The sequence below is a fragment of the Tianweitania sediminis genome, from assembly GCF_017813335.1.
In the GTDB taxonomy this organism is placed as follows: domain Bacteria; phylum Pseudomonadota; class Alphaproteobacteria; order Rhizobiales; family Rhizobiaceae; genus Tianweitania; species Tianweitania sediminis.
The window spans coordinates 426685-439569 of record NZ_JAGIYY010000001.1; the positions used below are offsets into that span (position 1 = coordinate 426685).

The window sequence follows — 12885 nt, forward strand, 5'->3', positions numbered from 1 at the left end:
TCGCCAGTAAATCGCGTTCAAACAGGATCTGGCAAGGCTTGGTTCGGTTGTGGAAGATGGGTTTCGGGACCCGATTTCCACGGAGCTTCATTAGCCGGCTTTAGAAGGTGTGAAGCGGGCCACCAAGGCGTGGGCATCGCCAGGATAAATAAGACGCACATGCGTCACCGGTTGCTCGGCATTCCAGGTGCGGCGCTCCACCGCAAGGCAAGCGCTTCCGAGCGGACGCTGCAACAAGGAAGCATCCGGGCCGGCAGACACCGCGCTGATACGGTGCTCGGCGGTGCTCCAGGGCACTTCGCCGATCAGCCAGGCGCCAGGGGCCAGCGCGGCAAAGGCTTCATTCTTTGCATTCGGCACGGCGGCAAGGCTGATCAGGCGATCTTCCAGGCAGAACGGACGTTCCGCGGCGCAATGCAGACACGTCAGCGCCAAGACAGGCACCGGCTCCTCGATCTGTAGCCGGGCGCAATCGGCCCGGCTTGCCTGCCGCGCCTGGCGCTTCAGAATCTCGAAGCGGTAGGAAAGGCCGATCGTTTCCACCTCGGCCCGAATGTCGTGAATTTCCAGAACCGCGGATTGCAACACGGGTTGCCGAACCACACTGCCAGACTTGCGCCGGCGCTCAATCAACCCGTCGGCGGCCAGTTCGCTCAGCGCCTTGTTGACGGTCATGCGGGCGCAGCCATAGGTCGCCGCAAGCTCGGTCTCGTTGGGGATGCGCGTTCCCGGCAGCCATTCGCCGGACAGGATCTTGGCTTCGATCGCGGCCCGGATCTGCCGGTGCAGTGGGGCAGCGCCGGACGGCATCAGGACAGCAGCCGCTCGACGGTGCGGGTGAACCGCCGGGCGATCGCTTCACGTCTACGATGGCGGCCGGCTTCGACCTGCTTGGTGCCATTCACCCAAACGCAATCCACAAGCGGTCGCCCGGAAAAGATCCAGGCATCGAGGATGGCATCGCCCGAGCGGCCGGCCAGCGCAACATCATCAGGCTGGAGGCTGACGAAATCCGCCGCAGCACCTCGGCTTAGCCCGGAAGAAACGCCAAGCGCCTGCGCGCCGCCAACGAGAGCGCGGTTAAACAGTGCCGCGCCATTGGAGCGGCCGGGTTCAACAAGCATGTTGCGGCCGCGATGGTGCAGGCGCTGGGCATATTCCATGGACCGCAGTTCCGCGCCCACGCCGATCTCGATGTTGGAATCCGAGCCGATCGCGATTGCGCCGCCGTTTTCAGCAAAAGTGACTCCCTCGAAGATGCCGTCGCCGAGATTGGCTTCGGTGATGGGGCAAAGGCCTGCGACCGCGCCGGTTTTGGCGAAGGCTGTTGTTTCCGCTGATGTCATGTGGGTGGCGTGGATCAGGCACCAGCGCGCGTCCACCGGCTGGTGGCCGAGCAGCCATTCCACTGGCCGGCGCCCGGACCAGGCAACGCAGTCTTCCACCTCCTTCACCTGTTCGGCAATGTGGATGTGTATGGGCTTGTCTGGCCGCAGACCTGCGAGCCAGTCGAGCTCGTCGGGCGTGACCGCGCGCAGGCTGTGGGGCGCCAGGCCTGTGACGCCATTTGGCAGGGCATCCGTCAGGGTTTCGCAGCGCTCGAGCAAGGCCGCGAACTGATCGCGATCATTGATGAACCGGCGCTGGCCTCCGTTCGGCGCTGCGCCGCCGAAGCCGGAATGAGCATAGAACACGGGCAGCAGCGTGAGTGCGATGCCGGTCTGACTGGCGGCGGCGGCGATGCGGGCGGCGAGTTCGCCGATGTCGGCATAAGGCTGCCCATCAGGCTGATGGTGAAGGTAGTGAAATTCGCCAACGCGGCCGAAGCCGGCTTCCAGCATCTCGACATAAAGCTGTGCCGCCACCGCCTCGACATCCTCGGCCGTCATGGTGAGCGCGAAACGGTACATCACCTCGCGCCAAGACCAGAAACTGTCGGAGCCCGGCCCGCGCACTTCCGCCAGACCGGCCATGCCGCGCTGAAAAGCGTGGCTGTGAACGTTGGGCATAGACGGCAGGAGGATCGCGTGCTGCTCGTCGCCGGCTTGTGGCTCGACGCCCAACTCCACGTCCTGGATTTGTCCCGAGGACAGCATCAGACGAACATCGGCGGCCCACCCGGTGGACAACAGCGCCTGCCTTGCGTGGATCGTGGTCATCTTTCGCCTCTCGATTTAAGCTTGCCAAGCCTTAGCCCGTCTGATCATTATGTCTATACATAACCAGCTGCCGAGGGAAGTCTGCTCGTGTCCGGAACCCCTGAAAGCCTGACGATCTGGCGCAACGCCCGCCTTGCCACCATGCGAACCGACGCTGATGGACTCGGCTTGGTCGAGCGCGGCGCAGTTGTTGCGCGAGATGGAAAGATCGTCCATGCGGGACCCGAAGCCGACCTCCCCACCGGCCTGTCAGGTGCCGTTTTGGTGGATTGTGACGGTCGCTGGATCACGCCCGGCCTGATCGATTGCCACACCCATCTCGTTTACGCGGGCAATCGCGCTAACGAGTTCGAAATGCGGCTCGCAGGCGCGAGCTACGAAGAGGTCGCGAGGGCGGGAGGCGGCATCGTGTCCTCCGTGCGCGGCGTGCGAGCGGCCTCGGAAGACCAGTTGATCAAGGAATCCCTGCCGCGGCTTGATGCGCTGATCGCGGAAGGCGTCACCACGGTGGAAGTGAAGTCTGGCTACGGCCTCGACGCGACCAGCGAAGCGAAATCGCTGCGGGCCGCGCGGCGGCTGGGTTCGGAGCGGCCCGTCACGATCCGCACCACCTTTCTTGGCGCCCATGCGCTGCCGGTCGAAGCGAACGGCGACAAGGACGCTTATATCGAGCAGGTCGCCAACGAGATGCTGCCGGCGATCGCGCGCGACCGTCTGGCTGATGCGGTGGATGGCTTTTGTGAAGGCATCGCCTTTTCGCCGGAGCAGATCGCACGGGTGTTCGATGCCGCAAGGGCGCTCGGCCTGCCGGTGAAGCTGCATGCCGACCAGCTCAGCGATCTTGGCGGTGCGGAACTGGCTGCCCGCTATGGCGCGCTGTCGGCCGATCACCTCGAACATACGAGCGAGGCCGGGGCGGCGGCGATGGCGAAGAGCGGCACCGTGGCGACGATCCTGCCCGGCGCGTTTTACTTCATCCGCGAAACGGTGAAGCCGCCGATCGACCTGTTTCGGCAGCACAAGGTGCCGATGGCGTTGGCAACAGACTCCAATCCCGGCACCTCGCCGCTGACGTCTTTGCTGCTCACCATGAACATGGGTGCGACCCTGTTTTCGATGACCGTCGAAGAATGCCTAACCGGCGTCACCCGCAACGCCGCACAGGCGTTGGGGCTGCAGGATGAGGTCGGCACGCTAGAACCCGGTAAGTGGGCTGATCTCGCGATCTGGGACATCGAACGTCCCGCCGAGCTGGTTTACCGCATCGGTTTCAATCCGCTTCACGCCCGCATCTGGAGGGGCCAATGACCACAATAACCTTGAAGCCGGGCGAGGCGTCGCTGGCGGACTGGCACGCAATCTGGGGCGGCGCCGACGTTGTGCTCGACCCGGCCTGCAAGCCGGAGGTGCAGGCAAGTGCGGATGCGATTGCGCGCATTCTGGCCAAGGGTGAGCCGGTTTACGGCATCAACACAGGCTTCGGAAAACTCGCTTCCGTGCGCATTCCCGACGGTGACTTGGCGGCGCTCCAGCGCAACATCGTTCTGAGCCATGCCGCGGGCACGGGCGAGCCGATGCCAGCGGCAGTGACGCGCCTGATGATGGCGCTGAAGCTGGCCAGCCTCGCGCAGGGCGCGTCCGGCGTGCGGCTGAAGACGCTGGAACTGCTGGAAGCCATGCTGGCGAAGAACGTCATTCCCATTGTGCCGGCGCAAGGGTCGGTGGGTGCCTCCGGCGATCTCGCGCCCTTGGCGCATATGGCGGCGGCAATGATCGGCGTTGGTGAAATCTGGATCGAGGGGCAGCGTTTGCCTGCTGCTGAAGGTTTGCGCGCTGCCGAACTCGAGCCGGCGGTGCTTGGCGCCAAGGAAGGCCTCGCGCTCCTTAACGGCACGCAATATTCCACCGCCTACGCGTTGGCGGGCTTGTTTGAAGCCGAAACGCTGTTCCAAGCCGCACTGGTGACCGGCGCATTGTCCACCGATGCCGCCAAGGGTTCCGACGCGCCTTTTGATCCGCGCATCCATGCCCTGCGCCGCCATCGCGGCCAGATCGAAACGGCGGACGCCTTGCGTGCTCTGATGGCCGGCAGCGCCATTCGCGAGTCGCATCGTGTTGGCGACGAGCGCGTGCAGGACCCCTATTGCCTGCGCTGCCAGCCACAGGTGATGGGTGCCGCTCTCGACGTTTTGCGCAAGGCGGCAGACACGCTCGGCACCGAAGCCAATGGCGTGTCCGACAATCCGCTGATCTTTGTTGAAGACGACACGGCGCTGTCAGGCGGCAATTTCCATGCCGAGCCGGTGGCCTTCGCCGCTGACATGATCGCGCTGGCCGTGTGCGAGATCGGCTCCATTGCCGAACGCCGCATCGCCATGCTGGTCGACCCTGCTCTATCGGGCATGCCGGCTTTTCTGACGCCGAAACCGGGCCTGAATTCCGGCTTCATGATCCCGCAAGTGACGGCGGCAGCCCTCGTTTCGGAAAACAAGCAGAAAGCCTATCCGGCGAGCGTGGATTCGATCCCGACCTCCGCCAACCAGGAAGACCATGTGTCCATGGCCGCCCACGGTGCGCGGCGCCTGATGAGCATGGTTGAGAATGCAACGGCCGTGATCGGCATCGAGCTGCTCGCTGCCGCGCAAGGTTGCGATTTCCATCAGCCGCTTCAATCCAGCGCGCCTTTGGAAGCCGTGCGCACGCTGCTGCGCGCGCAGGTTCCGCATCTCGATGACGACCGCTACTTCCATCCTGATATGGAAGCCGCCAATGCGCTGGTGCGCTCGGGCGCGGTGGTGGACGCCGCGGCTGCGATCGAACTTCCAGGAGTGACGGCATGACTGACTGGCTTACCATCCGTCGCGGCCAGGCACCGCTTCTTGTGAGCTTCCCCCATACCGGTACGAATCTCGCCGGCCTTGACGATGCTTTCGTATCGCCCTGGCTCGCGCAGCGCGACACCGATTGGTGGATCGACCAGCTTTATGACTTCGCGGAACAGCTCGACGCCACGATCGTGCACACGGCCATTTCGCGCTCGGTGATCGACGTCAATCGCGATCCGTCCGGTGTTTCGCTTTACCCAGGTCAGACCACCACTGATCTTTGCCCGCTCGAAACCTTTGATGGCGATCCGCTCTACAAGCCGGGACATGAACCGGATGCGGCAGAAATCGAGCGCCGCCGCGAAACCTACCATGCGCCGTTCCACGCCGCGCTGGACAGTGAGTTGCTGCGGCTTCACCGCATGCATGACCGCGTCGTGCTTTATGACTGCCATTCGATCCGATCGGTACTGCCGCGCTTGTTCGAGGGCCGGCTTCCGGTGTTCAATCTCGGCACCAACGATGGCCGCTCCGCCGATCCTGCGCTTCAAGCGGCCGTCGGTGCCATCTTGGAAGACAGCGGCGAAAGCTTTGTGGTGAATGGCCGCTTCAAGGGCGGCTTCATCACCCGCCATCACGGCCGGCCCGACAACGGCGTCCACGCGCTTCAGATGGAACTGTCGAACCGCGGCTACCTCAACGAGCCAGAAGGCAAGGGCACGCCGGAAACCTGGCCGGTGCCGTATGATGCCGATTATGCTGCGCCGATCCGCGCGCGATTGAAAACCATTCTCCAAACCGCGCTCGACTGGGCCAACACCGGAGCTTCCGCATGACCACCCGAATCGACAATCAGCGCGTAATCCGTGCTGCCACCGGCCCGGAGCTTTCCGCGAAAAGCTGGCTGACTGAAGCGCCTATGCGCATGCTGATGAACAACCTTGATCCGGGCGTGGCGGAAAAGCCGGGCGAACTCGTGGTTTATGGCGGAATCGGTCGCGCCGCGCGGGATTGGGAAAGTTTCGATCGGATCGTGGCGGCCCTGAAGACGCTGGAATCCGACCAGACGCTGCTGGTGCAATCCGGCAAGCCGGTGGGCGTGTTCCAAACGCACAAGGATGCGCCGCGCGTTCTGATCGCCAACTCCAACCTCGTCCCCCATTGGGCGACTTGGGATCATTTCCACGAACTGGATAAGAAGGGGCTGGCCATGTACGGCCAGATGACTGCGGGCTCCTGGATCTATATCGGCAGCCAAGGCATCGTGCAGGGCACCTACGAGACCTTTGTGGAAATGGGCCGCCAGCATTATGATGGCGATCTGTCCGGCCGCTGGATCCTGACCGCCGGTCTCGGCGGCATGGGTGGCGCGCAGCCGCTGGCGGCCACCATGGCCGGTGCCTCCTGCCTTGCGGTGGAATGCCAACCGAGCCGCATCGAAATGCGGCTGAAGACCGGCTATCTCGACCGGCAGGCACAAGACCTTGATGAAGCGCTCGCGATCATCGACGAAGCCGTGAAGGCGAAGAAGGCGGTGTCCGTCGGCCTCCTTGGCAATGCCGCCGACATCTTCCCCGAACTCGTGCGCCGCGGCATCAAGCCCGATGCGGTGACTGACCAGACCTCCGCGCATGATCCGATCAACGGTTACCTGCCCAAGGGCTGGACGCTGGCTGATTGGGAAAGCAAGCGTGAGCGCGATCCGAAGGCGGTTGAACACGCCGCCAAGCAGTCCATGGCGACCCATGTGCGCGCCATGCTCGACTTCTGGAAGATGGGCGTGCCCACCGTCGATTACGGCAACAACATCCGGCAGATGGCGCTGGAAGAAGGCGTTGCTGATGCCTTTGACTTCCCCGGCTTCGTGCCGGCTTATATTCGGCCGCTGTTTTGCCGTGGCATCGGGCCGTTCCGCTGGGCGGCCTTGTCGGGCGATCCGGAGGACATCTACAAGACTGACGCCAAGGTGAAGGAGCTGACGCCGGGCAACCACCACCTCCACAACTGGCTCGACATGGCGCGCAAGCGCATCAAGTTCCAAGGCTTGCCGGCGCGCATCTGCTGGGTCGGCTTGGGCGATCGTCATCGCCTCGGCCTCGCCTTCAACGAGATGGTGCGCAATGGCGAGCTCAAGGCGCCGTTGGTGATCGGCCGCGACCATCTCGATTCCGGCTCGGTGGCTTCGCCCAACCGCGAAACCGAAGCCATGAAGGACGGATCGGACGCCGTGTCGGACTGGCCGCTCCTGAACGCGCTCCTCAACACCGCCTCCGGCGCGACTTGGGTTTCGCTACATCACGGCGGCGGCGTCGGCATGGGATTTTCGCAACATTCCGGCATGGTGATCGTGTGCGATGGGACGGAAGACGCCGACCGCCGGTTGGAACGCGTCCTTTGGAACGATCCGGCTACCGGCGTGATGCGCCATGCCGATGCCGGCTATGAGGAAGCGATCGACTGCGCCAAGGAAAACGGCCTCAACTTGCCGGGCATTCTGGGCTGATCATGCGCTTCCTGCCGGCTAGCGGCCACAAGCGCATGCCGTGGAAGAACGGCAAGGGAATGACCACGGAGATCGCGGTTCATCCTTCCGGTGCGTCCGTGGCGGATTTCGAGTGGCGGATTTCCACCGCCAGCGTCGCCGAAGATGGCGCCTTTTCGCTGTTCGAAGGCGTCGACCGGACCCTGGCCGTGCTTTCCGGAGAAGGCATTGATCTTCTTGTCGGGCAGGCCAGTCCGGTGCGCCTTCACAAGAACAGCCTGCCGTTCCGGTTTCCTGCCGATGAAGCAACGTCTGCGGTGCTTCTGGACGGGGCGATCACGGACCTCAACGTGATGACCCGCCGCGGCCGCTGGGAGCACGATGTCGCTCGTTTCGCCCTGGAGGGTGCCTTGAGCCTGTCGATCGGGGCAGAAGTCGTCCTGATCATCGGTCACGAAGGGCTGGTGCGGGTTTGCACGAAGGACGAGGAGCAGCCTCTTGGACCTCTGGACGCGGTGGTGACGAGCGGCGGAAGCTTCGTGTTGCAATCCGATGGCCAAGGCTGCAGCTTCTTTATCGTCACCCTCGGCTTCGTGTCCTGAGCCTGATCCCTGCGGGTTGACAGGGTGGTCGTTTAAGCCGCAACCCTGCCAGCCCTTAAGGCTGAACCTCCATGCTTCGCACCTTTGCCAGATCCTTCCTGCTTTGCTGCGGCCTGTTGGCCGGAGCACCGGGCTTTGCGGCAGAACCGATCCTTCCCAACCTTTGGGATCCGAAGGAGCGCATGCCGAAGCCGGATCTCGGCGAGGTGGAACGGCTCCGCTTCATCACGACCACCGAATTTCCGCCTTTCAACTTCATCGATGAGACAGGCCGTTTGAGCGGCTTTCATGTGGACCTTGCCCGCGCGATCTGCGCCGAGCTCGCGATCACGGAGCGATGCCAGATCCAGGCGCTGCCTTGGGACGAACATCGCCAGGCGCTGGAAGATGGAGAGGGCGAGGCGCTTCTGGCTGGCCTCGCCGTCACCGAAGAAAACCGCCGCACGCTGGCCTTTTCGCGACCCTACATGGTGTTTCCCGCCCGCTTCATGGCGCAGCGCACCGATCTCGTGGAGCCAACGGCTGAAAACCTCGCCGGCCGAACCGTTGGCGTCATGACGGGCTCGGCGCACGAAAGAATGCTGCGCGACCTTTTCCCCGGCGTCACCGTTCAGGGCTTCGACGACTTCGAGGCCATGCTTGCGGCGGTTCAAACCGGCATGATCCCGCTCGCTTTCGGCGATGGCATGCAGATCAGCTTCTGGCTCGGCGAAAGCGAAAGCGCCAATTGCTGTTCCTTTGTTGGCGGACCCTTCATCGCACCCGAATATCTCGGGCAAGGGCTGGCTGTCGCCGTTCCGCTCGACCAGCCGGTGCTGCGTCAGGCGATCGACTACGCGCTTCACCAAATCAGCGCCAAGGGGACCTTTGCGGAACTTTACCTGCGCTATTTCCCGATCGGCTTCTTCTGAGCCGCCCGCCTGAACGGAAAGCGGAGCAACCAGAACAGGCCTGTCGTTTCTCGCCCCCGAGGCGCCTTCAAACCGATCTCCATCCCGCCGTGCCCCGCAGCCGGCTGCGCCAGATAGGTGCCGAACAAGCGGTCCCACCAGGCAAAGTTGAAGCCGTAGTTTGTGTCGGTTTCCGCGGGGGTGCTGGAATGATGAACCCTGTGCATGTCGGGCGTGACGATCACCCGCCGCAGGATCCGATCAACGCTGCCGGGCAAGCGAATGTTGGAATGGCTGAACATCGCGCCGGCATTGAGCACGATCTCGAACAAAAGGACGGCAAAGGGCGGGGCACCAAACAGAACCACAACCAAGGCCTTCCAAACCATGGATGCTAGGATTTCAACGGGATGAAAGCGCAGTCCCGTGGTGACATCCACCGCGGTATCAACATGGTGGACGCGGTGAAAGCGCCAGAACAGCGGCACTTTGTGGCTCGCCACATGCTCGGCCCAAACTGCGAAATCGAGGAGAACAAAGGCAAGGAGGCCGGCTGGACGCGGCGGCACTTCCAGGATCCGCAGCAATCCAAAGTCGTTCGCCTGCGCCCACAAAGCCGCTCCGACGGCCGCAGCTGGGAACGCGACCCGCAAGATCACGGAAGAAAGCACCACGAGGCCGAGATTGGCGACCCACCGTCGGCTTTTCCAGGCGCCCCGCAGTTCGTCGCGCTCCAAGCGCGGCGACCAAAGCTCCAAGGCAGCCATCCCGCCGAAGATGGCAAGAAAGGCGATCAGGCGGACGGTCGCTTCGGCGGGCACAACAGGGTCCATCCGCTTTATGTCGCGTCAGCCCGCCTCAGGTTCAAGCAGGCTGGCGCAGCCGACGCTCAAACGTGCTGGCCACCATTGATGTGGATTTCCGAGCCGCTCATGTAGGAGGCTTGGCTCGAACACAGGAAAAAGATGATGTCGGCCACTTCCCCCGTTGTTCCCAAACGGCGGAGTGGGATGCCTTCCACGATCTTTTCCGTGCCGGGCGACAGAATCGCCGTGTCGATCTCACCCGGTGCGATGGCGTTCACGCGGATACCATGGGGGCCGAAATCGGCGGCCATTTCGCGGGTCAACGAGCCCAGCGCCGCCTTGGAGGTCGCGTAAGCGGTGCCGGCAAACGGGTGCACCCGCGTGCCGGCGATAGATGTGACGTTGACGATGGAGCCTTTCGCCGCCGCGAGCTCCTTGAAAAGGCCGCGGGCCAGCATGATCGGGGCGAAGAAGTTCACCTGAAACACATCGCGCCAGACATGCATCGGCGTGTCGATGGAGTTCATGCGGTTGCCGCTCTTGAGCTTCGGCGAAATGCCCGCATTGTTCACCAGCGCTTGCAGCTGGTCGCCGCTCGTTTCCAGGCGATGCCGGATCTCGGCGACTGCACTGCCCACATCTTCCGGATCCGACAGGTCGATTTTGATGTGGTCATCCGGGCCTGCCGGCCACGGGCAGTCTTCGGAGAAGTCCTGCCGCGAACAGGTGATCACGCGCCACCCTTCGCGGGAAAATCGTTTCACGGTGGCATGACCGATCCCACGGCTCGCGCCCGTCAGAACCAGCGTTTTTCTTCGATCGATGTCAGCCATGCGGCGGGTCTCCAGCCCCGGCTATGTAGCGAAGCCGCGACCACAATGCGAGCCGGCGGATGCTTCCTGCCCGATCAATTTCCCAAGATGATCGACAGGATGCTTTTGCTGCTCGCCGTGCTTTCGCCAACACCGACCGCCGGCCGGCGGACCGCGCCGGTTGCCGGGTTTTCGGCCTCGTCGCGCTGAAAGCCCGCGGGCTCGATCGCCTGCAGCGGGACAGCTTTTTGCGCGGATGCACCGATGATGGCGTCGAGCTTGGGCTGTGCGCGGTAGAACTCGACCCCCGGCAGTGGCACAGGTGGCAGCCCTTCATGGGCAGCCGCCATGAAATCATGCCAGGCAATGGTTGCGAGCGAGCCGCCCGTTGCGTTCTTCATCGGCTGGCCATCATCGTTGCCGAACCAGACGCCCGTGGTGAGGTTTGCCGTATAGCCCACGAACCAGGCATCGCGCGCGTTCTGCGTGGTGCCGGTTTTCCCGGCCGCCGGCCAGCCGAAGGCCGCCCGCTTGGCGGTGCCGGCTTCAACCGTGCGCATCATCATGGCATTCATCATGCCCACGATGTCCGGACGGACGACGCGCGGTGTGTTCTTCGGCTTGAACTCATAGAGGACCTCGCCCGCCGGGTTAGTGATCCGCCTGATGAAGTGCAGGTCGGCTTTGAACCCGCCATTGGCGTAGGGAACGTAAGCGGCCGTAAGTTCCAGCGGCGTTACATCCGACGTGCCGAGCGCGATGGATGCGTTGCGGTCCAGCTTAGAGTTGATGCCCATGCGGTGGGCGACTTCAATCACCCGGTCGACACCGGCGTCGCGGGCAAGCTGTGCGGCCACCGAGTTCAAGGACTTGGCCAGCGCGTCGGTGAGAGTGACCCGACCATAATACTTTCCCTCGTAGTTCTCCGGACGCCATTTCCCGATTGCGACCGGCGCATCATTCCGGGTGGAGTCCGGTCGCGCTCCTTGTTCGAGGGCTGCCTGGAACACAAAGGGCTTGAACGCCGAACCAGGCTGGCGCCGCGCTTCCGACGCGCGGTCGAATTGGCTTTTCGCGTAATCGTGGCCGCCCACCATGGCGCGGATGGCGCCTGAATTGTCGATGGATACAAGCGCACCCTGGCTGACGCGGTTCTTGGCTCCGTTCTGATCAATCAAGGTGCGGATCGACAGTTCGGCAAAATGCTGCAGCGTCTGATCAACCGTGGTTTCCACGATGATGTCGCTGCCGACCTCGCCAATCAGATCGGGAACTTCATCCATGACGCGGTCGGCGACATAGTTTTCCGAGCCGGTCCAGTAAGCCGCGGCGCGGGCGGCCGGCGCACTCATGGCCGAAGCAAGGTCCGTGTCGGCAATCGCGCCCTGGTCGCGCATGGCAGCAAGCACCACCTGGGCGCGTTCTTCCGCAGCTTCCGGGTCGCGCGCCGGCGACAAGCGCGAGGGCGCTTTCAGAAGGCCCGCCAGCACGGCAGCCTGAGACAGGGTGACGTTGCGGGCGGAGACGCCGAAAAAGCGACGCGACGCCGCTTCCACGCCATAGGAGCCCGAACCGAAATAAACGCGGTTCAAGTAAAGTTCGAGGATCTCTTCCTTTGAGTGCTGCCGCTCCAGCCAAAGTGCCAGCATGACTTCCTGCACCTTCCGCTCGATGGTGCGCTCAGGCTTCAGAAACAGGTTCTTGGCCAGTTGCTGGGTCAGCGTCGAGCCACCCTGCGCCACGCGTCCTTCCAGGACGTTCTGTACAAAGGCGCGCGCGAGGCCGATCGGATCCACGCCAAAATGGTCGTAGAAGCGGCGATCCTCGATTGCCACGACGGCCATGGGAATGAAGGGCGACATTTCGTGCAGCCCGACCGCTTCGCCGCCATTGGCGCCACGATTGGCGATCAGCATGCCGTCGACCGCGACGATTTTAACATTGGGGGCTCGGTCCGGAACCTCCCACGTGGTGGCGCTGGGCATGCGAGCTGCATAGAAGACCACCAGGCCAGCGGCGGCGATGCCGCCCCAGAGTCCCAGCACGAGCGACCAATAAACAGCCTTGCCAAACCAACCGAACAGTCCGCCGCGCAGACGGGATGCGCGCCCGCCTCGACCTTTCGCGCCTTTTCCCGCGCTTCGCGATTTCTGTTTCGCTGGCCGCACAACACGATCCTCAGCGCTCACGGACAACTCATCGCCCGTCGAGGCTCCGCCGAAGCTCGGTTCGATGCGCTTGACCTTGGTTCTGGATGCCATTCCCTGCCCGTCCCCTGCACAAGCAGGCTCCGGTGCACGGTAAATGCG

General features: G+C 63.4%; 11 protein-coding genes. 6 read left to right on the plus strand and 5 right to left on the minus strand.

Annotated features, from left to right (window positions below):
- Positions 1–90 precede the first annotated feature (90 nt).
- Both hutC and J5Y06_RS01965 read right to left on the minus strand, forming a co-directional pair.
- Entirely contained in the window at positions 91–810 is a 720-nt protein-coding gene (hutC, locus tag J5Y06_RS01960) for a histidine utilization transcriptional repressor HutC (RefSeq protein WP_209333425.1), read from the minus strand.
- Positions 810–2159, minus strand: coding sequence for a formimidoylglutamate deiminase (locus J5Y06_RS01965; RefSeq protein WP_209333426.1), 1350 nt, complete (start codon positions 2157–2159; stop codon positions 810–812). Before J5Y06_RS01965 ends, hutC begins: the two co-directional genes overlap by 1 nt.
- Positions 2160–2300: 141 nt before the next feature.
- Between J5Y06_RS01965 and hutI the strand changes: the two genes are divergently transcribed.
- The 6 genes from hutI (at position 2301) to J5Y06_RS01995 (ending at position 8979) form a co-directional block, all read left to right on the plus strand.
- Positions 2301–3467: an imidazolonepropionase gene (hutI, locus tag J5Y06_RS01970; RefSeq protein ID WP_209334327.1), complete on the plus strand. Its 1167-nt coding sequence runs from the start codon at positions 2301–2303 to the stop codon at positions 3465–3467.
- The gene (gene hutH, locus J5Y06_RS01975) at positions 3464–4999 is read left to right on the plus strand and encodes a histidine ammonia-lyase (RefSeq protein ID WP_209333427.1); all 1536 of its coding nucleotides are present in this window, start codon (positions 3464–3466) and stop codon (positions 4997–4999) included. The genes hutI and hutH overlap by 4 nt, the downstream gene beginning before the upstream one ends.
- Positions 4996–5820, plus strand: coding sequence for an N-formylglutamate deformylase (hutG, locus tag J5Y06_RS01980; protein ID WP_209333428.1), 825 nt, complete (start codon positions 4996–4998; stop codon positions 5818–5820). Before hutH ends, hutG begins: the two co-directional genes overlap by 4 nt.
- Positions 5817–7487 (plus strand): urocanate hydratase, encoded by a 1671-nt coding sequence (gene hutU / locus J5Y06_RS01985; RefSeq protein ID WP_209333429.1) that lies wholly within the window; start codon positions 5817–5819, stop codon positions 7485–7487. The genes hutG and hutU overlap by 4 nt, the downstream gene beginning before the upstream one ends.
- A gap of 35 nt (positions 7488–7522) precedes the next feature.
- Positions 7523–8068 carry a HutD/Ves family protein gene (locus tag J5Y06_RS01990; protein ID WP_280819005.1) on the plus strand — a complete coding sequence of 182 codons (546 nt, stop codon included), beginning with the start codon at positions 7523–7525 and terminating at the stop codon, positions 8066–8068.
- Between the two features lie 71 nt (positions 8069–8139).
- Complete coding sequence (locus J5Y06_RS01995) at positions 8140–8979, plus strand: transporter substrate-binding domain-containing protein (protein WP_209333431.1); 840 nt, start codon at positions 8140–8142, stop codon at positions 8977–8979.
- On the opposite strand, the gene J5Y06_RS02000 is transcribed toward J5Y06_RS01995, so the two are convergent.
- The 3 genes from J5Y06_RS02000 to J5Y06_RS02010 all read right to left on the minus strand — a co-directional run bounded on the left by J5Y06_RS02000 (position 8955) and on the right by J5Y06_RS02010 (position 12837).
- Positions 8955–9791 carry a sterol desaturase family protein gene (locus J5Y06_RS02000; protein ID WP_209333432.1) on the minus strand — a complete coding sequence of 279 codons (837 nt, stop codon included), beginning with the start codon at positions 9789–9791 and terminating at the stop codon, positions 8955–8957. The two genes, J5Y06_RS01995 and J5Y06_RS02000, sit on opposite strands and share 25 nt — an antisense overlap.
- A 56-nt stretch (positions 9792–9847) precedes the next feature.
- Positions 9848–10597, minus strand: a complete 750-nt coding sequence (locus tag J5Y06_RS02005) for an SDR family NAD(P)-dependent oxidoreductase (protein ID WP_209333433.1) — start codon at positions 10595–10597, stop codon at positions 9848–9850.
- Between the two features lie 74 nt (positions 10598–10671).
- Entirely contained in the window at positions 10672–12837 is a 2166-nt protein-coding gene (locus tag J5Y06_RS02010) for a transglycosylase domain-containing protein (RefSeq protein ID WP_209333434.1), read from the minus strand.
- Positions 12838–12885: the final 48 nt, after the last annotated feature.

Bases quoted from the DNA above. Each gene is read 5' to 3' on its own strand.
- hutI (WP_209334327.1), top strand. From the start codon at position 2,301: ATGCGAACCGACGCTGATGGACTCGGCTTGGTCGAGCGCGGCGCAGTT.
- J5Y06_RS01965 (WP_209333426.1), bottom strand. From the start codon at position 2,159: ATGACCACGATCCACGCAAGGCAGGCGCTGTTGTCCACCGGGTGGGCC.
- hutH (WP_209333427.1), top strand. From the start codon at position 3,464: ATGACCACAATAACCTTGAAGCCGGGCGAGGCGTCGCTGGCGGACTGG.
- J5Y06_RS01995 (WP_209333431.1), top strand. From the start codon at position 8,140: ATGCTTCGCACCTTTGCCAGATCCTTCCTGCTTTGCTGCGGCCTGTTG.
- J5Y06_RS02005 (WP_209333433.1), bottom strand. From the start codon at position 10,597: ATGGCTGACATCGATCGAAGAAAAACGCTGGTTCTGACGGGCGCGAGC.
- hutU (WP_209333429.1), top strand. From the start codon at position 5,817: ATGACCACCCGAATCGACAATCAGCGCGTAATCCGTGCTGCCACCGGC.
- J5Y06_RS01990 (WP_280819005.1), top strand. From the start codon at position 7,523: ATGCCGTGGAAGAACGGCAAGGGAATGACCACGGAGATCGCGGTTCAT.
- J5Y06_RS02000 (WP_209333432.1), bottom strand. From the start codon at position 9,791: ATGGACCCTGTTGTGCCCGCCGAAGCGACCGTCCGCCTGATCGCCTTT.
- hutC (WP_209333425.1), bottom strand. From the start codon at position 810: ATGCCGTCCGGCGCTGCCCCACTGCACCGGCAGATCCGGGCCGCGATC.
- J5Y06_RS02010 (WP_209333434.1), bottom strand. From the start codon at position 12,837: ATGGCATCCAGAACCAAGGTCAAGCGCATCGAACCGAGCTTCGGCGGA.
- hutG (WP_209333428.1), top strand. From the start codon at position 4,996: ATGACTGACTGGCTTACCATCCGTCGCGGCCAGGCACCGCTTCTTGTG.